This window comes from Pedobacter sp. NEAU-ZC8, from assembly GCF_059278965.1.
The window spans coordinates 68,915-94,015 of the sequence record NZ_JCAJXC010000006.1 but is presented as its reverse complement, the minus strand read 5'-3'; the positions used below and the strand labels follow the sequence as shown (position 1 = coordinate 94,015).

At 41.8% G+C, this 25,101-nt stretch carries 14 protein-coding genes; all 14 read left to right on the top strand.

Translation table 11 applies throughout. The features are described 5' to 3' along the window. Positions 1 to 221 precede the first annotated feature (221 nt). The 14 genes from AC5WJX_RS06725 to AC5WJX_RS06660 all read left to right on the top strand — a co-directional run bounded on the left by AC5WJX_RS06725 (position 222) and on the right by AC5WJX_RS06660 (position 25,096). On the top strand, positions 222 to 10,577 hold the full coding sequence (locus AC5WJX_RS06725) for a Calx-beta domain-containing protein (RefSeq protein WP_494483890.1): 10,356 nt from the start codon (positions 222 to 224) through the stop codon (positions 10,575 to 10,577). A 4-nt stretch (positions 10,578 to 10,581) separates the two neighbouring features. Next, positions 10,582 to 11,571 carry a PorP/SprF family type IX secretion system membrane protein gene (locus AC5WJX_RS06720; RefSeq protein WP_494483889.1) on the top strand — a complete coding sequence of 330 codons (990 nt, stop codon included), beginning with the start codon at positions 10,582 to 10,584 and terminating at the stop codon, positions 11,569 to 11,571. A 51-nt stretch (positions 11,572 to 11,622) separates the two neighbouring features. Further along, positions 11,623 to 13,461 (top strand): glutamine--fructose-6-phosphate transaminase (isomerizing), encoded by a 1,839-nt coding sequence (glmS, locus tag AC5WJX_RS06715; RefSeq protein WP_494483888.1) that lies wholly within the window; start codon positions 11,623 to 11,625, stop codon positions 13,459 to 13,461. 1 nt (position 13,462) lies between these two features. Next, complete coding sequence (locus tag AC5WJX_RS06710) at positions 13,463 to 15,103, top strand: gliding motility protein RemB (RefSeq protein WP_494483887.1); 1,641 nt, start codon at positions 13,463 to 13,465, stop codon at positions 15,101 to 15,103. A gap of 63 nt (positions 15,104 to 15,166) precedes the next feature. Then, the gene (locus AC5WJX_RS06705; protein WP_494483886.1) at positions 15,167 to 16,078 is read left to right on the top strand and encodes an NAD-dependent epimerase/dehydratase family protein; all 912 of its coding nucleotides are present in this window, start codon (positions 15,167 to 15,169) and stop codon (positions 16,076 to 16,078) included. Between the two features lie 35 nt (positions 16,079 to 16,113). Beyond that, positions 16,114 to 17,016 (top strand): MraY family glycosyltransferase, encoded by a 903-nt coding sequence (locus AC5WJX_RS06700; RefSeq protein ID WP_494483885.1) that lies wholly within the window; start codon positions 16,114 to 16,116, stop codon positions 17,014 to 17,016. A 67-nt stretch (positions 17,017 to 17,083) separates the two neighbouring features. Beyond that, entirely contained in the window at positions 17,084 to 18,079 is a 996-nt protein-coding gene (locus AC5WJX_RS06695; protein WP_494483884.1) for a hypothetical protein, read from the top strand. A 165-nt stretch (positions 18,080 to 18,244) separates the two neighbouring features. Further along, positions 18,245 to 19,339 carry a Wzz/FepE/Etk N-terminal domain-containing protein gene (locus AC5WJX_RS06690; RefSeq protein ID WP_494483883.1) on the top strand — a complete coding sequence of 365 codons (1,095 nt, stop codon included), beginning with the start codon at positions 18,245 to 18,247 and terminating at the stop codon, positions 19,337 to 19,339. Between the two features lie 6 nt (positions 19,340 to 19,345). Then, entirely contained in the window at positions 19,346 to 20,125 is a 780-nt protein-coding gene (locus AC5WJX_RS06685) for a cytidylyltransferase domain-containing protein (protein ID WP_494483882.1), read from the top strand. Continuing rightward, positions 20,122 to 21,156 carry an N-acetylneuraminate synthase family protein gene (locus AC5WJX_RS06680; RefSeq protein ID WP_494483881.1) on the top strand — a complete coding sequence of 345 codons (1,035 nt, stop codon included), beginning with the start codon at positions 20,122 to 20,124 and terminating at the stop codon, positions 21,154 to 21,156. Before AC5WJX_RS06685 ends, AC5WJX_RS06680 begins: the two co-directional genes overlap by 4 nt. 25 nt (positions 21,157 to 21,181) lie before the next feature. Beyond that, positions 21,182 to 21,700 carry a 3-deoxy-D-glycero-D-galacto-nonulopyranosonate 9-phosphatase gene (locus AC5WJX_RS06675; RefSeq protein WP_494483880.1) on the top strand — a complete coding sequence of 173 codons (519 nt, stop codon included), beginning with the start codon at positions 21,182 to 21,184 and terminating at the stop codon, positions 21,698 to 21,700. A 30-nt stretch (positions 21,701 to 21,730) separates the two neighbouring features. Continuing rightward, on the top strand, positions 21,731 to 23,074 hold the full coding sequence (locus AC5WJX_RS06670) for a capsular polysaccharide export protein, LipB/KpsS family (protein WP_494483879.1): 1,344 nt from the start codon (positions 21,731 to 21,733) through the stop codon (positions 23,072 to 23,074). Further along, complete coding sequence (locus AC5WJX_RS06665; protein WP_494483878.1) at positions 23,074 to 24,492, top strand: lipopolysaccharide biosynthesis protein; 1,419 nt, start codon at positions 23,074 to 23,076, stop codon at positions 24,490 to 24,492. Before AC5WJX_RS06670 ends, AC5WJX_RS06665 begins: the two co-directional genes overlap by 1 nt. Then, positions 24,464 to 25,096, top strand: coding sequence for an acyltransferase (locus tag AC5WJX_RS06660; RefSeq protein ID WP_494483877.1), 633 nt, complete (start codon positions 24,464 to 24,466; stop codon positions 25,094 to 25,096). Before AC5WJX_RS06665 ends, AC5WJX_RS06660 begins: the two co-directional genes overlap by 29 nt. The last annotated feature ends 5 nt before the right edge of the window (positions 25,097 to 25,101 follow it).

Here is a 25,101-nt window from a genome sequence, read left to right as displayed (position 1 = left end):
ATTTATTGGGGAAAATCTACACATTTAGTTTTCAGTTTATCAACGCTCTTAATTAATAAAATTATCACTTGATTGCCTTGTAAAGCCGTTTTTATGATGATAGTGCCTGCTTAATCTGTTTTGGCACAGTTGTTAATGAAAAAATTTTCGCGCTGTTCGGTAAGTGCGATCAAAATTTAGATTACTTTTGTTAAATATTATTAACAATTGAATTTAAGTACTTGGACCTTAGCACTCTTGTAAGCACCTGTTTGCTTCACATCAACTGGTTTCGTGGCTTTCAAAAATTTTCTCGTTTAATATTTATTTCTGTTTTTCTGCTTGCTTTCGGGAATTCCTCGAGTGCTCAGGATCTGCAGATCACTCAGCATTTTAGCAACATACGTCCTAAGATTGGCGATGAAGTCACTTTGACTCTAACAGCAAGAAATAAGGCTACTAAGAATGCTACGAAGGTTACCGTCAATGATCTATTGCCTATTGGTTTTAAATATATTCCGACGCCGAATAGCAGCGCCTATGATCATACCACTGGTATCTGGAATATTGGCGGAATGGTTGCATCGAGTACTTCAACACTGCAAATTCAGGTTCAGGTATTAAGCAATGATTCCTATATCAATGTTGCCAATATTTCCGGTGCAGAAATAGAGTCGGACCTGACCAACAATGTCTCCATGGAATTCGTTTCTCCGGTTTATACCATTGCTGGAAATGTCTATTACGATATTAATGGCTTTACTGACGCATTAACGAATAATACTTCCACTAAGCCCTTATTCGCACCAGTTTACGTGAGTTTACTTGATGAGGTAAAAACAATCATGGCTACAAAGCCTGTTTCCGCTGACCAAAAGTTTAGTTTTGAAAATCAGCCAGGCGGCTTCTATCAATTGGTGCTGCATCAGAATTCCTCGGGCTCTTCGACTTCAAGCTTGCCCACAGGATGGGAGAACACCTCTGAAGGATTTAGCGGTTCTTCAGACAATATGCCGGATGGCGGGCTGTTGTTTAAAACAAATAGCGTAAATGCCACGGAGCTTGTTTTTGTCGAGGATTTCGGTCTTGGCAAAGAAATAGGGCCGGCCCTTGAGAGTGGTATCACGACCTACACTTATAAAGTTCCAAACGTGGAAAAAAATATTAAAGTTGAGGACGGCTTTTATACGATTGCAAGTAATGCACAGCAAGGCTCTAATTCATGGCAGAATGTTTCCGATCATACCACGCAAGGTTCAAGTGACGGACGCTTCCTGCTTGTAAATGCAGACACAAGCCCTAAAGAATTTTATCGAAGGAAGGTTAGTGGCTTATTGCCGAATCAGGCTTACCAGCTTAAGTTTTGGGCCATAAATGTCAATAGCAAGGCCGATTATGATTATTGTTCAGGAACAAGAGGCGGTTTTGTGTTTCCGAACATCAAATATAGCATCGCAAGTGCGTCTAGTTTAGAGATTCTACGCTCTGGAGCCACCGGTGTAGTTGCCTATGCTGCGAACGCGAAATGGATTGAATACACTTTCGACTTTAATACTTCAAACAATACGGAGGTTAACTTTATCCTTACCAATACGGCTCCGGGTGGCTGTGGTAATGATTTGGGTATAGATGATATATCGATTAGGAAAGTACCGACTATTTCTATAAATGCTGTTAGTGCTGATTTCGGTGTGCAGGAGCGGCCCAAAGTAGATTTAAACCCCGCTTCCATAAGGTTGCAGAATCCTGGAGGAACTTACGCTGTTGAAGTTCCGGCTGCAAGCTTTTCCGGCACTGATGACGGTACCATTGAGTTTGTACACATAACTTCCTTTCCAGAGCATCTGAACTCACTCGTTGCCAACGGCACGACCTATACCAAGGCGACATTCCCTACAGATGGAATAAAGATCATCTATAAAGGCTTAGAAATTCAGGTTGACCCCGAGGACGGGTCGGTTGAAACGCTGATAGCGTATAAACTTATTGACAATGCTGGGTTTGAAAGTTTAAATACGGGTAAAATTCATGTTGCCTTTGAAGTTTTGAGCGTCACCCTGTCGGGCTTGACTTCCGTTACGGAGAAAGCTGGGATGGTTAAATATACTGTTACTTTAAATGGGTCTAGCGGTCTGGTTACATCATTCCCGATAACCTTGCAGACCGGCATAACCGATGGAACTGCAAAGGTTTCTGACTATGATTTTACGCCTACCGTTATCACCTTTCCTGCCGGATCTCCTGTAGGAAAAGCAGAATCTTTTGAAGTAAGGATCAAGGATGATGCTTTTGTTGAAGGTTCGGAAGATTACACCGTAACGTTAAGTGCACTCGAAGGTGGCGTTACCTTAGTCAATTCGGGAGTTGTTACGACCATCAAGGACGATGATGAAATGCAGATCGTGCTTAGTGGAGCAGTTGATGTTGTGGAAGGTAATCAAATCACCTATACAGCAACCCTGACGGGTCCTGCTGAAGGTATTCAGGACGAGATATCGGTTGAGTATAAAGTTACTGATGGCACCGCAAAGGCTGAAGCTGATTATACCAGTTTAACCGGTAAGCTTACTTTCCCTGCTGGTGCAGCTCAGGGTACTCAAAAATCCTTTACTGTTCAGACGCTTGACGATCAACTGGTAGAGCCAGCAGAAAACTATACAGCTGTCATCAGCGGTGTAGTAGGACTTTCAGCTGTAACAATAGAAACAGCTGAAGTTGTTACGACCATCACTGACAATGATGCAATGCAGATTGTGCTTAGCGGCGAAGCAACAGTGACCGAGGGCGGGTTGGCTAAATATACAGTAACCCTGACGGGTCCTGCTGAAGGTATTCAGGACGAGATATCGGTTGAGTATAAAATTACTGATGGCACCGCAAAGGCTGGAGCTGATTATACCAGTTCCAGCGGCAAGCTGACTTTTCCTGCTGGCGCAGTTAGGGATTCTCAGCTAAGTTTCACTGTTCAGATCACCGACGATAAACTGGTAGAGCCAGCAGAAAACTATACAGCCGTCATCAGCGGTGTAGTAGGACTTTCAGCTGTAACAATAAAAACAGCTGAAGTTGTTACGACCATCACGGACAATGATGCAATGCAAATTGTGCTTAGTGGTGAATCAACAGTTACCGAAGGCGGGTTGGTTAAATATACTGCAACCCTGACGGGTACTGCTGAAGGTATTCAGGACGAAGTGTCGTTAGACTATAGGACTGTTGATGGCTCAGCAAAGGCTGGTGCAGATTATATTAGTTCAAGTGGCAAGCTGACTTTTCCCGCCGGCGCAGTTAAGGGTGCTCAACATACCTTCACTGTTCAGACCACCGATGATAAATTGGTAGAACCAGCAGAAAAGTATACTGCAAGCGTAAGCGGCAGCTTCATTGGGCGCAGATTAAGTTTGGGCACCGCTGAGGTTACTACAGAAATTACCGATAACGATGAAATGCAAATTGTGCTTAGTGGCGATGGGGCAGTAACTGAAGGCGGGTTGGCTAAATATACAGCAACCCTGACGGGTACTGCTGAGGGGATTCAGGATGAAGTGTCGGTAGACTATAAGACTGTTGATGGCACCGCAAAGGCTGGTCTTGATTATACTAATCTAAGCGGCAAGCTGACTTTCGCTGCAGGTGCAGTTAAGGGGGAGCAACTAACCTTCACTGTTCAGACCACTGATGATAAATTGGTAGAGCCTACCGAAAGGTATACCGCGAGCATCAGCGGTGTTGTTGGACTTCCGGCGGTAACGATAGAAACAGCTGAAGTTGTTACGACCATTACTGACAACGATGCGGTGCAAATTGTGCTTAGCGGAGCATCTGCTGTTGCTGAAGGGAATGAAGTAACTTACATCGCAACTCTGACGGGTACTGCTGAGGGGATTCAGGATGAAGTGTCGGTAGACTATAAGACTATTGATGGCACAGCAAAGACTGATTTTGATTATACCAGTTTAAGCGGCAGGCTGACTTTTGCTGCCGGCGCAGTTAGGGGTGCTCAACAAATCTTTACGGTTAAGACCATTGATGATAAACTGGTCGAACCAGTAGAAAATTATACTGCAAGCATAAGCGGTAGTTTCCTCGCAAGTGGAGTGAGTCTGAGCACCGCTGAGGTTACTACTGAGATTACCGACAATGATGCAATGCAAATTGTGCTTAGTGGCGAAGCAACAATGACTGAAGGTGGGTTGGCTAAATATACAGCAACCCTGACGGGTACTGCTGAGGGGATTCAGGATGAAGTGTCGGTACAATATAAGACTGTTGATGACACAGCGAAGGTTGGTGCAGATTATATTAGTTCAAATGGCAAGCTGACTTTTGCTGCCGGCGCAGTTAAAGGTGCAAAACTAACCTTTACTGTTCAGACCATTGATGATAAAATAGTAGAACCAACTGAGAACTATATTGCAAGTATAAGCGGCAATTTCCTCGCAGGCGGAGTGAGTTTGGGCACTGCTGTGATTACTACTGAGATTACCGATAATGATGCAATGCAAATTGTGCTTAGTGGTAAATCAACAGTTACCGAAGGCGGGTTGGCCAAATATACAGCAACCCTGACGGGTACTGCTGAAGGTATTCAGGACGAGATCTCTGTTGAGTATCAAATTGTTGATGGCACCGCAAAGGCTGGAGCTGATTATACCAGCTCAAGTGGTAAGCTGACTTTTGCTGCCGGGGCAGTTAGGGGATCCGAGCTAAGTTTCACTGTTCAGACGACCGATGATAAACTGGTAGAGCCTGCGGAAACCTTTACTGCAAACATAAGCAGTAGTTTCCTCGCAGGTGGAGTGAGTTTGGGCACTGCTGAGATTACTACTGAGATTACCGACAATGATGAAATGCAAATTGTGCTTAGTGGTGAATCAACAGTTACCGAAGGCGGGTTGACTAAATATACAGCAGCCCTGACGGGTGCTGCTGAGGGGATTCAGGATGAAGTGTCAGTGGAGTATAAGACTGTTGATGGCTCAGCAAAAGCTGGTGCTGATTATACCAATTCCAGTGGCAAGCTGACCTTTGCTGCAGGTGCAGTTAAAGGGGCAAAGCAAACTTTTACAGTTCAGACTACTGATGATAAGCTGGTAGAGCCAGCAGAAACCTATACAGCGGTTATCAGCAATGCTGTAGGACTTTCAGCTGTAACGATAGAAACAGCTGAAGTTGTTACGATCATCACTGACAATGATGCAATGCAAATTGTGCTTAGTGGTGAATCAACAGTAACTGAAGGCGGGTTGGCTAAATATACAGCAACCCTGACGGGTGCTGCTGAGGGGATTCAGGATGAAGTGTCAGTGGAGTATAAGACTGTTGATGGCTCAGCAAAGGCGGGTCTTGATTATACCGGTTTAAACGGCAAGCTGACCTTTGCTGCAGGTGCAGTTAAAGGTGCCAGTCAAACATTTACGGTTCCGACCAATGATGATAAGATTGTAGAGCCAGCAGAAACCTATACTGCAATAATCAGCAATGCTGTAGGACTTTCAGCGGTAACGATAGAAACAGCTGAGATTACTACTGAGATTACCGACAATGACGCGATGCAAATTGTCCTTAGCGGGGAATCAAGAGTGACCGAAGGCGGGTTGGTTAAATATACTGCAACCCTGACGGGTACTGGTGATGGGATCCAGGATGAGGTATCAGTGGAGTATAAAACCACTGACGGTACAGCAAAGGCTGGTGCAGATTATATTAATTCAAGTGGCAAGCTGACGTTTGCTGCCGGCGCAATTAGGGGAACCGAGCTAAGTTTCACTGTTCAGACTACTGATGATAAGCTGGTAGAGCCAGCAGAAACCTATACAGCGGTTATCAGCAATGCTGTAGGACTTTCAGCGGTAACGACAGAAACATCTGAAGTTGTTACCGAAATTACAGACAATGATGCAATGCACATTGTGCTTAGTGGAGCAACGGTAGTTGCAGAAGGGACAGCTGTTACTTACACAGCAACCCTGACGGGTACAGCCGATGGTATTCAGGATGAAGTTTCCGTGGACTTTAAGACTACTGATGGCACAGCGAAGGCTGGTTTTGATTATACCAGTTCCAGTGGTAAGCTGACTTTCGCTGCTGGTGCAGTTAAGGGTGCTCAACTAACCTTCATTGTTCAGACTACTGACGATAAATTGGTAGAGCCAGCAGAAAGGTATACCGCAAGCATCAGCGGTGTTTCGGGACCTTCGTCTGTAACGATAGAAACTGCAGAAGTTGTTACCGAAATTACAGACAATGATGAAATGCACATTGTGCTTAGTGGAGCAACGGTAGTTGCAGAAGGGACGGCTGTTACTTACAAAGCAACTCTGACGGGTACAGCCGATGGTATTCAGGATGAAGTGTCCGTGGACTTTAAGACTACTGATGGCACAGCGAAGGCCGGTTTTGACTATACTAGTTCCAGTGGCAAGCTGACTTTCGGTGCAGGTGCAGTTAAGGGTGCCGAACAAACTTTTACGGTTCAGACCACCGATGATAAGCTGGTAGAGCCAGCAGAAAGGTATACCGCAAGCATCAGCGGTGTTGCGGGACCTTCGTCTGTAACGATAGAAACTGCAGAAGTTGTTACCGAAATTACAGATAATGATGAAATGCACATTGTGCTTAGTGGAGCAACGATAGTTGCAGAAGGGACAGCCGTTACCTATACAGCAACCTTAACGGGTACTGCCGAAGGCATTCAGGACGAAATGTCGGTGGACTATAAAACTGCTGATGGCACAGCAAAAGCTGGTTTTGATTATACTAATTCCAGTGGCAAGCTGACTTTCGCTGCTGGTGCAGTTAAAGGGGCAAAGCAAACTTTTACGGTTCAGACCACTGATGATAAATTGGTAGAGCCTGCAGAAACCTATACTGTAAACATAAACGGCAACTTCAATGGTGCTATAACGATAGAAACTGCAGAAGTTGTTACCGAAATTACAGATAATGATGAAATGCACATTGTGCTTAGTGGAGCAACGATAGTTGCAGAAGGGACATCTGTTACTTACACAGCAACCCTGACGGGTACAGCCGATGGTGTTCAGGATGAAGTTTCCGTGGACTTTAAGACTACTGATGGGACAGCGAAGGCTGGTTTTGATTATACCAGTTCCAGTGGTAAGCTGACCTTTGCTGCAGGCGCAGTTAAAGGTGCCAAGCAAACTTTCACGGTTCAGACCACTGATGATAAATTGGTAGAGTCCGCGGAAAACTATACTGTGAACATAAACGGCAACTTCAATGGTGCTATAACGATAGAAACATCTGAAGTTGTTACCGAAATTACAGACAATGATGAAATGCACATTGTGCTTAGCGGGCTTGCAACAGTTGCTGAAGGGACAACCGTTACTTACACGGCAACCCTAATGGGTACGGCTGAAGGCATTCAGGATGAAATCTCGGTAGCCTATAAAACTGTTGATGGCTCAGCAAAGGCGGGATTTGACTATACCAATTCAAGTGGCAAGTTGACTTTTGCTGCTGGCGCAGTTAAAGGGGCAACACAGACCTTCACTGTTCAGACTACAGATGATAAACTTGTAGAGCCAGCAGAAAACTATACTGCAAGCATAAGCGGTAGCTTCACTGGTGCAGGCATAAGCTTAGAAACGGCTGAGGTTGTTACGACCATTACCGACAATGATGAAATGCAAATTGTGCTTAGCGGGCTTGCAACAGTTACCGAAGGCGGCTTGGCTAAATATACAGCAACCCTGACGGGTACAGCTAATGGGATCCAGGATGAAATTTCGGTAGACTACAAAATTGTTGATGGCACCGCAAAGGCTGGTGGCGATTATACCAGTTCCAGCGGCAAGCTGACTTTCGCTGCGGGTGCAGTTAAGGGTAACCAACTAACCTTCACTGTTCAGACTACTGATGATAGAATTGTTGAAACAGCAGAAAACTATACTGCAAACATTAGTGGCAACTTCATTGGAATGGGAGTCAGCCTGGGAACGGCTGAGGTTATTACCACAATTACGGATAATGATGAAATGCGCATTGTGCTTAGTGGTCCGGCAAAGGTGACCGAAGGGGGATTGGTTACTTACACAGCAACCCTGACGGGGGCTGCTGATGGTATTCAGGAATCTGTATCATTAAAATATAAAACTACTGACGGCTTAGCAAAGGCTGGAGTTGATTACGTCACTTGCGATTGCAAGCTAAACTTTGCAGCGGGATCCGTTCGTGGTGCGACCCAGACTTTCACTGTGCAGACGCTTGATGACAAGTTGGTAGAAGCACCAGAGTCTTATACTGCAAGCATCAGTGATGTTGTTGGACTTTCTTCTGTAACGACAGAAACCGCCGAGATTATTACGATGATTACTGATAATGACGAGATGCGGGTTGTGCTTTCTGGTCCAGCAACAATAACTGAAGGGACACTGGCAAGCTATACGGTGACACTGACCGGTGCGGTTGGAGTAAGTATCCAGGATGCCTTGTCGCTGGACTATAAAACTGTGGATGGCTCAGCAATAGCTGGTGCTGATTATACAAGTTCGAGTGGGCAGTTAAGCTTTGCAGCAGGCGCTGTTACCGGTGCAACACAGATCTTCACCGCCCAGACGATTAATGACAAAATCGGGGAGCCAGATGAATTTTACACAGTTAGTTTGTCTAACCTGATGGGCCGGGCGGTACTCGGTGAATCAAATGTAGAGACTTTAATTAAAGATGCTAACGCGCCTGCAATCACGCTGTCTGATGCGAATGCAATTGAAGGCAATCCAATAGCATTCCCGGTTGCCCTGAGTAATCCAAGTTCAACGGACCTGAAGTTAATATATCAGCTATTAAAGGGAACCGCAGGTGACTCCGATTATAAAGGTTCTGAAGTTACAATTATAATTAAAGCTGGTGAAACTGCAGGCTTTTTGATTGTTCCAACGGTTGTTGATGACTTGCTTGAATCGGATGAAACTTTCAGCATTGTATACAAACAACTTGTGTCTGGAAAAGTCGGGTCAACAGCATCAAGTGCTACCGGAACCATTATAGATAATAATGCAGCGCTTAAATTCAGCAAGGAAATTTCGGGGAATCTGCCCAAACAACCGGGAGAGGTACTTAACTACAAACTGGTTCTTACCAATACGGGTCATGTTCCTATAACTAATATTTTGGTTAACGATGATAATGCAAAGTTATCGAGAACTTCAATCTCGTCATTAGCGCCGAACGAGGTATTCACAATTGACGCAAGCCATATACTTACACAATCAGATCTTGACGAGGGTAAGGTCACCAACCAGGCAAAAGCAATATGGAGAGACCCGCAAGATCATAATGTAGTTACCCTGTCCGATGATCCGTCAACTCCAATTCCTGATGATCCTACAATATTTCCGATAAAGCAAGTAGCAGGCATAGCACTGGTAAAAACCGGAATTCTAAACAAGACCGGAACTGCAATCAACTATACGTTCACCCTTAAAAATACGGGCAACGTTACCCTACGCGATTTGGTGTTGACAGATCCGCTTCTGGGTGGATTGTTGGTGTTAAAAGAACGTAATCTGCTTCCCGGTGCGTCTATGGAAATGCAGAAAGAATATCGATTGTCGCAAACTGAAATTGACAAAGGACTGGTAAGCAATACTGCGACTGTCAAAGCAAGCACACCTGCAGGAAGTCAGGTAAGTGATGTTTCCGGCGCAACGGTTCAGGATGACAACCCAACAATTACGCAGATCGGGAATTACCCGGGTATAACATTGGTGAAGACAGGTGTTTTTAATGCAGATCTTAAGACCATCCTTTATACATTCAAAGTAACGAATACCGGAAATGTAACACTGTATAATTTAAATCTTAGTGACGAGAAGATTTCTACTTCGCTGCCTTTAAATGTTAATATGCTGGTGCCGGGTGCTTCTACGACCACTACAGCACGTTATACAATTTCCACAGCCGAAAAAATTGCTGGTCAGGTGATCAATACGGCGATCGTAACTGCAGTTACCGCCATTAATGCAAAGGTCAGCGATATATCCGGGGTAACCCAAAATGATGATGAACCGACTGTGGTTGCCTTTGTAGTACCGCCAGTCGCGAATGATGATGTCGGCTCTACAAAAAGCGATGTGAAGCTTGAAATTCCCCTTGTTGAAAATGATATCGCTAAGCTATTCCCGCTGGATAGATCTACCTTGATTATTACCGGGCGACCGTCATATGGCACTATCGATCCAGGAAGTGATGGACGGGTGACCTATACTCCTGACAAAGGTTACATCGGGACGGATCGTTTTAAGTACCAGATTAAAGACTCCATTGGCGTGTCTTCGAACGAGGCCCTTGTGTTGATCCAGATCACGCCACCAGACCTTGAAATTCCAAATACTTTCACCCCCAATGGGGATGGAAAGAATGATACGTTCGAAATAAAGGGCAGAGAAAACTATGACAACATAGAACTTTCTATTTACAACAGGTGGGGAGATGAGGTTTACCGGAGTAATAACTACAAAAATGAATGGGACGGGTCCAACCTGAATGAAGGAACCTATTACTATCTGCTAAGACTTAAGAAAGGAACTGTGCTGGAATCGCGTCGCAGTTGGGTATTGATTAAAAGGTAATTTAATGAAACATATAAAACTTATTCTGGCCATCATCAGCTTTTTACTTGGCATTGCCCGGGAAAGCCAGGCCCAGCAGACGATCCAATTCAGCCAATACATATTTAACAGCTTAAGTGTAAATCCGGCATATGCGGGCTACAAAGAGGAGTGGTTTGCACAGATGGGCTTGCGTAAACAATGGGTCGGTGTAGAAGGCGCACCACAAACCGGAACGGTGTCTTTAGATGGTATCCTTGATCCGAGGGATCGAAAGATGGGACTCGGCGTCCAGATTGCCGCTGATAAACTCGGTCCCCAATCTGTGACGACTGCAACATTGAACTATGCTTACCGGCTGCAGCTAGACCCTCAGGACAATAGGAGATTAAGCTTTGGGATCGCCGCGGGCATGGCTCAATACACCTTAAGAGGAGATCTATTGAACACCATTGATGATAATGACCAGGCACTGCCAACAGGAAGGGAGCATTCCTTTGTTCCGGATTTCAGGGTTGGCGCTTTCTATAATTCGAACTACTTATACCTGGGCTTGTCTGTGATGAATGTTTTTTCCCGGGTAAATGATGTAGTCGATCCTTCACAAACAGACTTGAATATCGACAGGAGCCGGCATGCCTATTTTATGGCAGGAGGATTAATTAATTTATCCCAAGGCTTACGGATCCGCCCCAGTATTTTGTTAAAAGAAGATTTTAGGGGGCCTACGAGTGCGGATTTAAATGCGATGATGATCTTTAATGACCGGATCTGGATTGGCGCCTCCTACAGGACAGGCATGAGTTTGTGGAAGAAAGACTTTAAAGGATTGAGTAAGGATAACTCGGTTTCGGGTATTGCACAGGTTTTTATTACCGAGCGGTTCAGAATTGGATATTCTTATGACTATGTGACAAGCGATCTGGGAAGTAGCCTGAACGGTTCACATGAAATTACCATGGGGCTGGCTTTTGGGAAAGTCCCGAGGGCATTAATTTGCCCGAGGGTATTTTAAGGAATTAATTTACCTTTGGTTCGATTAACGTTTTTTAATTATCTCATTTTTATGTGTGGAATTGTAGGGTACATTGGCTTCCGTGAAGCCTGGCCAATTGTAATAAAAGGCCTTAAAAGATTAGAATACCGTGGATATGATAGTGCAGGTATCGCTTTGATCGGTGAAAGTGGATTAAATATTTATAAAAAAGCAGGCAAGGTTGCTGAATTGGAAAGCTTTGCTGCGGAGAAAGACCAAACGGGCAGCGTCGGCATAGGTCACACACGCTGGGCTACCCACGGTGCGCCATCGGACCGTAACTCCCACCCACATACGTCTAATGATGGTCAGCTGAGTATTATTCACAACGGGATAATTGAAAATTATGCCACCATAAAAGAAGAACTACTGGAACGCGGACATACTTTTAATAGTGATACCGACACTGAAGTTCTGGTACACCTTATAGAAGAAATTTACAAAAACGAGAATAATGACCTATTGGAAGCGGTTCGTTTAGCGCTACATGAAGTTAGCGGCGCTTATGCCATCGTGGTCATGGATAAAAATAATCCGGATCAACTGATTGCTGCCAGAAAGGGCAGTCCCATGGTTATTGGCGTAGGCGTAGGTGAATACTTCATTGCTTCGGATGCCACACCAATTGTTGAATATACTAAAAACGTCATTTACCTGAAAGATAACGAGATCGCGTTTTTAAAGCGTGATGAGCTGGTGATTAAAAGGCTCGACAATGTGGAGCAGACACCTTATATCCAGGAGTTGGAGATGAAGCTGGAGATGCTGGAGAAAGGTGGTTACGAGCATTTCATGCTTAAAGAGATCTATGAGCAGCCACGATCCATTCGCGACTGCCTGCGTGGCCGTATTTATCCGAACGAAGGACGGGTGCAGCTTGGCGGATTGCAGGAATATGCGGAAAAGTTCAAGAATATAGACCGGATCATCATTATTGCCTGTGGAACTTCCTGGCATGCAGGTTTGGTTGGAGAATACCTGATTGAAGAGTATGCGAGAATTCCGGTAGAAGTTGAGTATGCTTCGGAGTTCCGGTACCGTAATCCGATCATCACGGAGAAAGATATCGTGATTGCCATTTCACAGTCAGGGGAAACCGCTGATACGATGGCTGCCATCGAAATGGCGAAGGAAAAAGGTGCTACGATCTTTGGGGTGTGTAATGTGGTTGGTGCATCCATACCAAGGATCACCCATGCAGGCGCTTATACCCACGCTGGTCCGGAAATTGGCGTAGCTTCAACAAAAGCATTCACGGCACAAGTGACTGTCTTGACGCTTATCGCATTCTTTATGGCGCAACAGCGTGGAACCGTTCAAAACTCGAAATTAGTAGAGTTGTTAACGGAGTTAGATTTGATCCCTGAAAAGATACAGCAGGCATTAGCCGCAGATGACATGATCCGTGAAATTTCGACACGTTTCAAGGATTCGAGGAATTGCTTGTTTTTAGGTCGTGGAAGTGGATTCCCAGTAGCCCTTGAGGGTGCGTTGAAATTAAAGGAAATTTCATACATCCATGCGGAAGGTTATCCTGCTGCGGAAATGAAACATGGTCCGATAGCGCTCATTGATGAAGAGATGCCAGTGGTGGTTATTGCAACTAAAAATTCTTCATATGAAAAGGTGATCAGTAACATTCAGGAGGTTAAAGCCAGAAAGGGTATCGTGCTTGCTATTGTTACGGAGGGGGACCAAACCGTACGTGCGATGGCTGATTATGTAATTGAAATTCCGGATGCAAGCGAAGCTTTTCTACCGCTGCTTGCGACAATTCCTTTGCAATTACTCTCGTACCATATCGCAGTATTGCGTGGATGTAATGTGGACCAACCAAGAAATCTTGCTAAATCTGTAACCGTTGAGTAAATTGAAAACGAAAATAAACCACTATCACCTTGGTAAATTATGTCTTGTGCTGCTGTACATCGTATGCAGTTACAGGAGCTATGCACAAACTGAAACACCGAATGTAAACCTGCCCTATTCTTACCAGTTTTATCAAAAGCTGAATATGCAGGTTTATGATGTGAATACAAGAATGCATAGTTCCGTTCGAAGTTATTACGCGGATGATACATTGCTCGTAGGCCGGTATGATGAATTGATGCGCCTTGGTACGGACAGCAATGTTTATCATAAATGGCTTAGAAGGAAAATCACAGATGAGCATTTGTTAAACTTCAAGTCGGAAGATTATAATATTTATGCAGACTTCCTCCCAGACTTTCAGATTGGACGGGAGTTTCAAGATGGTCAAGGCACCTGGAAGAATACAAGGGGTTATCAGCTAGGCGGCACAATTGGAAAGAAGTTTTCTTTTTACACCAGTGGTTATGAGAACCAAGCTCAATTCGCCAATTATCTCACCAGATTTATCAATACCAATGAAGTTGTGCCGAGTGAGATGTCAGGAAAGTTAGACGGCAAGACTAAAGATTGGGCATATGTTTCAGCATTAGTATCTTATACACCAAATAAGTATCTTAACCTGGCACTTGGTTATGATAAGAACTTTATTGGTGACGGCTACCGCTCCATGTTGTTGTCTGATGTGGCGGCTAATTACTCGTTTGCAAGGATTAGAGCGACGGTAGGCAATGTACAATACCAGACGATCTTTTCTTATATGATTGACAATCAAGTGCCACATCTAACTAGTGACCGCCGGCTGGGCTCCAGAGGTAAATGGAACGCCATGCACTATCTGGATTGGAATGTAAACAATCGCTTGTCAATTGGGCTCTTTCAGGCTGTTACCTGGGCAGATGCAGAGCCTGAGGGTAAACGCGGCTTCGACTTTAACTATATTCATCCATTCGTATTCTTAAGGCCGATAGAGGGTGCAAATACTTCATCGCCAGACAAGATGCGTTTAGGTACAAATGTCAAGTACGAGCTATTTGAAAAGACTGCATTATATGGCCAGTTTATGATTGACGAATTTACAGCCAAGGAGTTTTTCGCCGGAAAGGGGTATTGGGCTAACAAATACGCCATACAGCTAGGGGTTAGGGGATCTGATTTATTCAAGGTGAATAGTTTAAATTACCTGGCAGAATTTAATACAGCCAGGCCATATACATACTCACATTTTCAACGTTTGACAAGTTATTCTGGTATGAGTCAGCCTTTGGCGCATCCTCTTGGCGCAAACTTCAGAGAGTTCTTAGGCATAGTTAATTATACCTATAACAGGTTTGATTTTCAAGGGCAGGCGACTTATGTCAGATATGGCTTAGATCCATCAGGGCAGAATTATGGTTCAAACATTTTCTTGCCTTATACTGACAGGGTTAGGAATTACGATAACTTTACTGGGCAGGGATTGAAGACAGATCTTTACTTTCTGGAAGCGAAAGTGGCTTATTTGCTGAACCCTAAATATAACTTAAGGCTAGAATTGGGGGGGGTATACAGAAATGAGAGATCCGTAGACTTTACCCAGCAGACTAAGTCCATTATTTTGGGGCTTAGGAGTACTTTCCGGAATCTATATCAGGATTTCTAATTGACAATAGCACGTTTCCTGTCAAAGATATTGGAACGCGAAAAATCTAAATAAAAGAAGAAAATGAAAGTACTGATTACCGGTGCATCTGGCTTTTTAGGCTCAATTTTAGTATCAACTTTGAAAGAGAAAAAGTATAGGGTTGTAACTTTAGGAAGACAAGAAGGTAATGACATTCAGACTAACCTTTGTGAAATGGATTCAAAAGTAGATTTTTCTGCTGATCTAGATGTGGTAATACATGCAGCGGGGAAAGCACATGTTATTCCAAAAAATTCAAAAGATGCCGAAGAATTTAGATTGGTAAACTTCATAGGTACAAAAAATCTATGTAAGATGCTAGAGGTTAATCAATCCAAAATTAAGTCTTTTATCTTCATCAGTACTGTAGCTGTATATGGTTTAGATGAAGGTTTATTGATTGATGAGAATGCTCCCCTGAAAGGAGAAACTCCCTATGCTAAATCAAAGATTGATGCTGAGAATTGGCTTGCTGCATGGGCACAGCGCAATAATGTGCAATTAAGTATTCTACGCCTGCCCCTAATCGCCGGCTTCAATCCTCCTGGTAATTTAGGAGCAATGATTAGTGCCATTAAGTCTGGCCGATATCTGAGCATAGGAAAAGCCGACGCTCGTAAGAGCATCGTATGGGCAGAAGACATTTGCTCAGTTATTCCTACCCTGGTAGGGGTAGGCGGGGTCTATAATCTAACAGATGGGTACCATCCTAGTTTAAGCGAGCTCGCACAAGCTATCTCCTTTAATTTACGAAAACCTGTGCCTTATACTATCCCTATTTTTGCAGCAAAGTTACTTGCTAACTTTGGCGACCTTCTTGGTAGTCGTTTTCCGATAGATACAGCAAAATTGAGAAAACTTACGTCTACGCTAACCTTTGACAATCGCAAAGCAGTTGACGTCCTTAAATGGAATCCCTCTGCGGTATTGACTAAAATAGACCAGATATTATGATTTATTTAATAATTGCGTCAATATACCTGGCTTCCATGCTCTTCTATTTTCGAATAGCAGCACATTTCAATATTGTAGACAGGCCGAATGAACGTAGTTCTCATTCCGAATTAACCATACGGGGTGGAGGGATAATATTCCTGATTGCAGCGCTTACCGCCGGTTTGCTTCATACTAAGTTTTGGGTGCCTGTATCAGCTTTAATAATTGTTGGTATCATTAGCTTTATTGATGACAAGTTCACTCTATCAAGCAGCTTACGATTAATATTTCATCTTACAGGGGCTACTTTAATCTTTTCTTATTTAGGTGTTTTTGAGCTATTTCCAATAGCAGTTGTGTTACTTCTGTATGTAATAACAATTGGGATTGTAAATGCATATAATTTCATGGACGGGATTAATGGGATAACAGGGGGATACAGTTTAGTTGTTTTAATTGGCTTACAGTGTGTGAATACAACATCGATTCATTTCATTGAAAACGATATGATTTGGCTTCCTATTTTAGCCAATCTCGTCTTTCTAGTTTTCAATTTCAGAAAAAAAGCGAAGTGTTTTGCAGGAGATGTGGGGAGTATCACTATGGCTTTTTGGATTGTGTTTTTGCTATTCTCCTTAATAATCGAATCAGGAGATTATAAATATATCTTATTTCTTGCCGTTTATGGTATCGATACTGTACTTACAATAGTTCATCGACTACTCTTGGGTCAAAATATATTCGCAGCACATCGACTCCATTGCTATCAAATACTCGCAAATGAACGAAGAGTTCCACAACTCATTGTGTCATCTTGTTATGCTTTAATTCAAACATTTATCATTATAGTTATTATAAAATCAACTATGTCGTTTTTGTCCCTCGTGCTGCTGATAATTATTCCATTAATTATGCTATACTTGATGATCAAATTCAAAGCACTGTTATACAAATAATTCCTTAGTAAATTCTTCTTCAACTTTCTCTATGCGCCCAGCAAATTCAATTTTTATTGAAATTATAATGAAAATAAAAACCCTGCATTTTATTATAACCTGTCTTCTATTAGTAAGCTGCAAAAAGCCAGCAGAATCTCAGAACAAGATTAACTACTATAAGGTTTGGGGAGAAGCTTCACATAATGCGTTTACAGATTTAACTATTTTCAAAGGGAAATTTTACCTTGTTTTGCGAGAAGGAAGTGCGCATGGTTCAGAAGATGGGGGGGTAAGAATTCTGCAAAGTGCGGATGGAAAAACATTCAAGTCAGTTCTAAAGATTGCTGATCCAGATTTTGATCTCCGCGATCCTAAAGTGATCAACATCAATGACTCTGTAATGTATGTTCAATATGGCATGTCGAATAGGTCTAAAATGGTTGTTAGAAATGGCATGTTATGGAGTAAAGATGGGGAAAAATGGACGGAAAGAAATGTCTACACACAAGATGATGCATGGTGGCTCTGGGGAATAACCAAGATAGATAATGAATTGTTCTCTGTTGGCTATAGGCCCTTTAAGAATGACTTCAACAAATTATATAGATCTAAGACCCTTGGTGTCTATTCACCTGTCGCGAAAATACCTACTGGAAGTTTTAGTTCTGGTGAGGCCTCAATTGTGAGCTCGAAAGACACAGTTTTCTGTGCCATCAGGGCAACCCATTACAGTCTGCCCTCTTACGTTGGGTATGCACTTAAAAAGAACCTATCGGAGTGGAAAAGCTTTCCTCTGAATACTGAACTAATACTTGGAGGCCCGAAATTGTTTTTTCTTCCTTCGGGAAAGCTATATCTTTTAACCAGAAGTAATAGAGATAGGAATTTACAAACGTGCTTGTATCGCGTTGACCCTAAATCTTTCGAGGTGACCTATGTCTTAACGGTGCCAAGCCGGGGAGATAATGCTTATGGCGGTATTGCTTACGATAAGAAGGATTTGTATATAAGTTATTACTCAACTTTTGAGAGTAAATCTGAAGTGTTCGTTGCAAAGATTCCGCTCGCAGAAATTAATTAACCTAACTTTGTAGGCTCTGAACATGGGGCGCTTTAAAGATTAATAGTGAAATAGTTAGCTCAATTGCTTACCTTTGTCGCCCTTGTAAGAACATTACATTTTGTGAGAGAAAGAAGCATATAGCCAGAGGCTGCAGCATTTTTTCCAGGTTTAAATTATATTTTAATGGTAAATGATTCCGAACATCGGAAAATGAATGACGGGAATGATATTCGGCTTAAAGACATTATAGCCAAGACTAAGGCCCTTGCTGATTATTTATTCTCTAGGTGGAAAGTGCTATTTAGTGTCGCTATAATCGGTGCCTTGGTAGGTTTCGTTTATGCTTACAATAAGGAACCCGTTTATACGGCAACAACTACTTTTGTGTTGGAAAGTGGAGACGGTGGCAATAGTCTGGCTCAGTATGCGGGTATCGCTTCAATGGTTGGTGTAAATCTTGGCGGAGGCGGAGGAGGTATTTTTCATGGTGATAATATACTCGAGCTGTACAAGTCGAGTACGATGATCAAGAGAACGTTATTGACAGAAATAGCATATAATGGTGAGAAAATGCTTCTTGTTGACCGGTATGTTGATTTCAATGACTTGCGAGAATCCTGGTCTGAAGACCCGCGACTTTCAGATTTTAAATTCAATTCCTCAAATAAGGAACTCAGTCCCACAATTGCACGGGTTCAGGATAGTATATTATCAAACATCATTGCTAAGGTCAATAAAGAGTATTTAACTGTAAGTAAACCAGACAAGAGCCTTAGCATCATTCAGGTAGAGGTTAAGTCCAAAGATGAATTTTTCGCCAAGTATTTCAATGACCTAATTGTCAAAAACGTTAATGATTTTTATATTCAGACCAAGAGTAAGCGATCTTTGGAAAACGTAAGTATTCTTCAGCAAAAAACGGATTCGGTACGTGCTGTTATGAATGGCGATATATATGCGGCTGCGGCAATTTCTGATGCAACCCCCAATCTGAATCCCACGCGTCAGGTTCAGCGTGTAGCTCCGGCACAGCGTTCCCAGTTTTCTGCAGAAACAAACAAAGCCATTCTAGGGGAGTTGCTTAAGAATCTTGAGCTATCGAAAATTGCATTAAGAAAAGAAGTGCCTTTGATACAGGTGGTTGATCAGCCTTATTTTCCATTACCAGCAGTAGCTCTAGGGAGAGTAAAAGGTGCGATTTTGGGTGCGTTTCTTTTTAGTTTGATATCAATCGGAGCACTTTCTTTTAGATTCATTATCAAAGATTTATTAGAGTAAAATATTATGGATAATTTAGTCGGCATCGTGATTCAGGCGCGAACAGGCTCCAGCAGGCTACCTGGGAAAGTGCTGCTTGATTTTCATCAAGGATGCAGTATTCTGGATATCATATTGGAGAAATTCAAAAGCAAAGAGTTCGAAAAGTATCCTAAAATTCTTGCAACATCTGATAGTGCAGCCGATTCAGCGTTGCATAAGGTTGCCACAAAACATGGTTGTATTTTTTTTCAAGGCAGTGAAGATAATGTACTTAATCGCTTTATTGAGGTCGGCAACAAATATAATTTGACACACCTGCTGCGTATTTGTGCAGATAACCCTTTTCTAAATATAGGTTCAGTTGAAACCTTATTAAATACCATAAATAGCGAGCATTTACGCGGTGAGGAGATAGATTATCTTAGTTTTTTGGTTGATCAGGATGTTCCCGCTATTAGGTCACATTTGGGTTTGTTTGCAGAAATCGTATCTTTACGTGCTTTGCAAATGGTGGCCCACAAAACTAGTGATCCTCAATATCAGGAGCATGTGACAAACTATATTTACACCAACGCGAACAACTTCAATGTAAAATTTATTCCTGCTCCTGATGTTGTCCGGTTTAGAAAGGACTTAAGATTTACTGTAGACAGTGAAGAAGATTTTAAAAATATGGCAATGATCTACAAGAATACCAAAGTTTTTTCGGAAGATATTGCCCAACTGATTGGGTATTTAGACCGTGAGGAAACAGGTAACTATAAAAAAATAATGCTTCAAAACATCAAAAAATTCAATAAATGACATACATTATAGGAGAAATCGGACAAAATCATAACGGTTCTGTAGATATAGCTAAGTTGACCATTGACTTGGCGGGTAGACCCATTGAGGAAGATTTGTTTCATTTGCAACTGAAGCCAATGGATGCCGTAAAATTAACGAAACGTGATCTCAAGAATGAATTATCGAATTCTCAAATGAATCAGCCTTATACAAGTCAGCATTCGTTTGGAAAAACTTACGGCGAGCACCGGGCGGCACTTGAACTTAATGATGAGCAACACTTCGAAATTTATCAATATGCAAAAGAAAAGGGCTTGGATTTTGTCGAGACATTGTGTGCTATCGGTTGTCTGAGTATATTCAAATACTTCACGCCTGATTACTTAAAGGTTGCAAGTAGAGATCTGACGAATCTACCTTTGTTAGCTGCGATGGCGGAGACTAAAGTTCCCATAATCCTGTCGACAGGTATGGCTGACAAGAAGCAACTAGACGAAGCTTTGGACACTGTGACGAGATACCATTCGGATGTTTCTATTTTGCACTGTGTGTCTCAATATCCAACACGACCTGAGAATGTTAATTTGAATACAATCAAGTACCTTCAGAAACATTATGGAGAATATAGAATTGGGTATTCAGATCATACAATTGGCATTTCTACTCCATTAGCAGCAGTAGCTATGGGTGCACAAATTATTGAAAAGCACATTACAATAGATCGCCGAATGAAAGGAACTGATCAAGCTGGTTCATTAGGTTCTGATGGTGTAAATAGAATGGTTCGAGACATTCGTTTATTAGAACAGTCATTTGGTGTTGAAGACATCTTTATGGAGCCTGGTGTGGTGTCTGCAAAGAACAAACTTGAGCGTTCAATTGCGACAAACAAGTTTATCCAGAAAGGACAGGTAATTACGGAAGCTGACATTTGCCTGCTGTCTCCCGGAGATGGTTTCAAGTGGAGTGATCGGGATAAAGTTGTTGGGAGAACGGTTTCAATTGACATTCCTGAAAATGAGGTAATATACCACAATAATCTTTCTTAATAATGCCTAAAGAACCCTGCTGAATATGTTGCCAAAATTAGTGTTAACAGATATTGATGGTGTTTGGACAGATGGAGGAATGTATTACGACCAGTTTAATAATGAACTAAAGAAATTCAATACATCCGATAGTGCTGGTATCTTGTTCTGCAGGCTTCTTGGTATTGAGGTAGGTATTATAACTGGCGAGGATACGGAAATTGTGAAAAGAAGGGCACAGAAACTCGGCGTTGATATTTGTCATTTAGGTATTAAGGATAAGGTAGAATGTGCATCAAAGATTATTGCTGGTAGATTTAGCTGGGACGAGGTCGCTTACATTGGTGATGATATCAACGACATTCGGTTACTAAAACTGGTAGGTACGAGGGGGGTTCCAAATAGTGCTCCTCCTTATATAAAGTCAATGTCTAGTATTGATTTGAAAAAGAATGGTGGCGAAGGTGTATTTCGTGAGTTCGTTGAGGCAATTCTCACTCAAAATCACATGATGGAACATGTACTTTCGCTCTACCTTGAAAGTCATGTAAAACTTAAACAATAATTTGATGAGTTGGAAGATGTGTGAGCTTTAATGGAGCAATTTGACTTTCATAGCAAATTTCTTTCGTTTGAGAAAGAAAATAATTTATTTGAATTAAAGGATGATCTTGGTACTCATTTTTGGGACTTGATAAGGTTTGATGTTTACATCAACTTAATGTGGGATTATAGAAGGTTACCACCTCGTACCCAATCGTTCAAAAGCAAAGTTGGTTTGCTTCTGAAAAAGGCTGCTAGCGCCATTAGATTTACTCAGAATACAAAGAAATGTGACAATTTCTTTTTTTTAGCCTCCAGGAATAGAACCGGCAGGAAGTTGTTCGATCAGAACGCAATCTCCATTGTGAACCAATTCACTGAAACTCAGCGATTCATTTTAGAAAGCTATTTATCTGCTGATGATGACACTTTGTTAGGAGATTCCATTTATAACTTTCCACAGCAAGTGGCTCGACGGTTGTTTAAGTCAAAATCGAAGTTTGATTATTCGAGTGTTGTGAGTCAAGTTCAAGGCGCCTTTGGAGGCAATACTCTAAGCGCAGAGGCGTTAAGACAGTTGGTTAACAATTACTACAGCGATTTTCAATTCTTCACAAACCTCTTTCGGAAACACCAAATTAAACGAGTGTTTGTAACGCAGAACGGTATCCAAAAAGGACTGTTTGCTGCGGCAAAAAGTCTGGGACTGGCAACCTATGAATTTCAGCACGGGATTGTTGATGAGGGCCATTTGGCATATAATTATCCGATAATGCAATACGCTGATGATAGCATTATTCTTCCGGATGTAATATTTTCTTTATCTACATTCTGGTTTAAGAATATGTATATGCCTGGTGTAAACTTATTCCCGATTGGGAATGATTATTTTTCAAACAACATTGCGCCGGTAAAAGACGGTGAAGGCGCCATAACGGTTGTGTCAGCAGATGTTTTTGGCATACAGTTAACTAACTTTTTGCTTGCTAGCTTATCAGTTGGTGTTCCTGGAGAGTGTGAAATCTTTTTTAAACTGCACCCTAATCAGTATCATGAGAAGGCACATTTTGAGCATGAATTTCGAAATTATCCGAATGTCAAAATAGTTACCAATGAACATACGATCTATACATTGCTAGAATTAAGTCACACAATTTTAACTATTCAGTCTACGGCAGTTTACGAGGCATTACAAGCTGGCAGAAAGGTTGTTTTGCTTAAACAAAGCAGCTACCGTAGACATAGGAACGTGTTTTCTAATCCTTATGTTCATCTTGTTGACAATGTTGAAGAACTTTCCATTGCGCTAAACGCGCCATTAATGCCCGTGGGCAAAAATCAGGACTTCTTTTCCGGCTTTAATTTAGACCTCTTCAAACAAGTTATCGATTTATAATGTCTAAGATTGTTAAGCAGACCGCATTATATTCGATAGGTGAGATCATACCGAAGATCATTGGCTTTTTGCTTCTGCCAATTTACACCCGTTACTTCAGTCCAGCAGATTACGGCATTCTTAGCTACACGAATTCAGTAATCATGTTTCTTTTTGTGCTAAGTACACTGTCGCTTAACTCTTATGTGCTCCGCACCTATTATGAGTTAAATAACGAAGAAGAACGTAAAAGACTATTAGGGAACGTGTTTTTATTTGTTATGCTTGTTAATGTGGGCGTGCTTGCACTTTCATTCTGCTTCGTTCCAATATTGATTAGACATTATGGCTTGCAAATCCCTTGGGAACCTTACTTTAAAATTGCGGTTATTAACAATTTCATTGAGCTTTTTTCCGTAATTCCTCTTGTAATGTTTCGCGTAAAGCAACAAGCGAACAATTTTGTTTTACTGAGTTTAACTCGTGTTCTTCTCCAAGTTGTTCTAACATACTATTTTGTTGTAATCTCAAAAGACGGTTTGATTGGAAGCTACTTAGGAAACTTGTATCCTCTAATGGGCTTCTTTTTTATTTATTGGGGAATAATGCTTAAGCACGTTACCCTAAATTTCAATTTCGTGCAAATTCGAACCGGTCTCAGGTTTTCTTTACCTCTGTTGCCAGGTGCATTAGCATATTTAGCACTAAGCTTTTCCGACCGAATTATCTTAGAAAGGTATGTTCCAGTCTTCGAAATTGGTATTTATAACGTGGCTTTTATTCTATGTTCTGCATTGAATATAGTTATTCAAAGTGGATATAAAGCAATTGAGCCAGAGGTTTTTAAACGGTATAACACTGAAGGTTTTTCTTCCTTTATTGACCAAGCCAAACCTACATTTTTCCTTTGTATTTACTTAGGCGCCTTGTTGATTGCGTTGTTTAGTCAAGAAGCATTGCAATTCATGACTTCAAAAAACTTCCACCAAGGCTATCTACTCGTTCCGATCTTAATGATTGGGGTGATTATGACAGGACAAAATGTTATTTATGGAGGCATTCTGATTGCTGAAAAAAAAACAAAGGTGGTCGGCATGGCAACGATTCTGGGCTCAATTATCAGCATGGTATTCAACTTAGCCCTAATTCCATATTTTGGAACTTTGGCAGCTGCAATGTCTTCTGCAGTTTCATTTTCAGTAATGAACTTGTTTTTGTACAGAAGCATGGAATATGTAGGGAAGGATTGGAAACCTGAAGCAACAGCGTTGTTGAGCTTTATTTTAATTACATTTGTTTCCTTTTATTACTTTGAAGCTCAGATAAGTTTAAAGTGGTTTCTAATAAAACTAGCACTCTGCATGGCCTATTCTTTTATCTTATTTAAAGTGTTTCGGATTAATAGGGTATATGAAATTTTTAAAAATGAATCTATATAGGAAAGTCCACCTTGTTTTTTACAAGTATGTAATCAACAATTTAGTTTATAGGCCTACAATGTCAAGTCTAGGCTCAAACGTCTTTATTGGTAAACCTTTACGCTTTACATCACGTTTCATTTCGATTGGCGATAATGTGTATATTTGGCCAAACTCTAGAATTGAAGGTGTGGATTATTACGAGGGTGATTACTTTGCTCCTTATATTCGCTTCGATGACAATTCCACTGTGCAACAAAATTTACATTTAACATGTGCTAAAAATATTTACATTGGAAAGAACGTTGCCATCGGTGCAAATGTTACTATAACCGACATAAACCATCCTTACGATGACGTAGATGTCCCTATAGAGAAACAGCCGATTCAATTTTCGCCTGTTTATATTGGTGATGGGAGCAAAATATACAACAATGCCGTCATCCTACCTGGAACAAAACTTGGCAAGCACTGCGTCGTAGGTGCAAATAGTGTCGCTGGTGGAACATTCCCTGACTTTTCTGTAATCGTTGGTGCGCCAGCGAGGATTGTTAAAAGATATTGCCTGCAATCTGGCACATGGAAAAAAACATCTCCATCAGGCGACTTTGTTGAACGGAATTAAGGATT

Bases quoted from the DNA above. Each gene is read 5' to 3' on its own strand.
- AC5WJX_RS06720 (WP_494483889.1), top strand. From the start codon at position 10,582: ATGAAACATATAAAACTTATTCTGGCCATCATCAGCTTTTTACTTGGC.
- glmS (WP_494483888.1), top strand. From the start codon at position 11,623: ATGTGTGGAATTGTAGGGTACATTGGCTTCCGTGAAGCCTGGCCAATT.
- AC5WJX_RS06705 (WP_494483886.1), top strand. From the start codon at position 15,167: ATGAAAGTACTGATTACCGGTGCATCTGGCTTTTTAGGCTCAATTTTA.
- AC5WJX_RS06700 (WP_494483885.1), top strand. From the start codon at position 16,114: ATGCTCTTCTATTTTCGAATAGCAGCACATTTCAATATTGTAGACAGG.
- AC5WJX_RS06695 (WP_494483884.1), top strand. From the start codon at position 17,084: ATGAAAATAAAAACCCTGCATTTTATTATAACCTGTCTTCTATTAGTA.
- AC5WJX_RS06690 (WP_494483883.1), top strand. From the start codon at position 18,245: ATGGTAAATGATTCCGAACATCGGAAAATGAATGACGGGAATGATATT.
- AC5WJX_RS06685 (WP_494483882.1), top strand. From the start codon at position 19,346: ATGGATAATTTAGTCGGCATCGTGATTCAGGCGCGAACAGGCTCCAGC.
- AC5WJX_RS06680 (WP_494483881.1), top strand. From the start codon at position 20,122: ATGACATACATTATAGGAGAAATCGGACAAAATCATAACGGTTCTGTA.
- AC5WJX_RS06675 (WP_494483880.1), top strand. From the start codon at position 21,182: ATGTTGCCAAAATTAGTGTTAACAGATATTGATGGTGTTTGGACAGAT.
- AC5WJX_RS06670 (WP_494483879.1), top strand. From the start codon at position 21,731: ATGGAGCAATTTGACTTTCATAGCAAATTTCTTTCGTTTGAGAAAGAA.
- AC5WJX_RS06665 (WP_494483878.1), top strand. From the start codon at position 23,074: ATGTCTAAGATTGTTAAGCAGACCGCATTATATTCGATAGGTGAGATC.
- AC5WJX_RS06660 (WP_494483877.1), top strand. From the start codon at position 24,464: ATGAAATTTTTAAAAATGAATCTATATAGGAAAGTCCACCTTGTTTTT.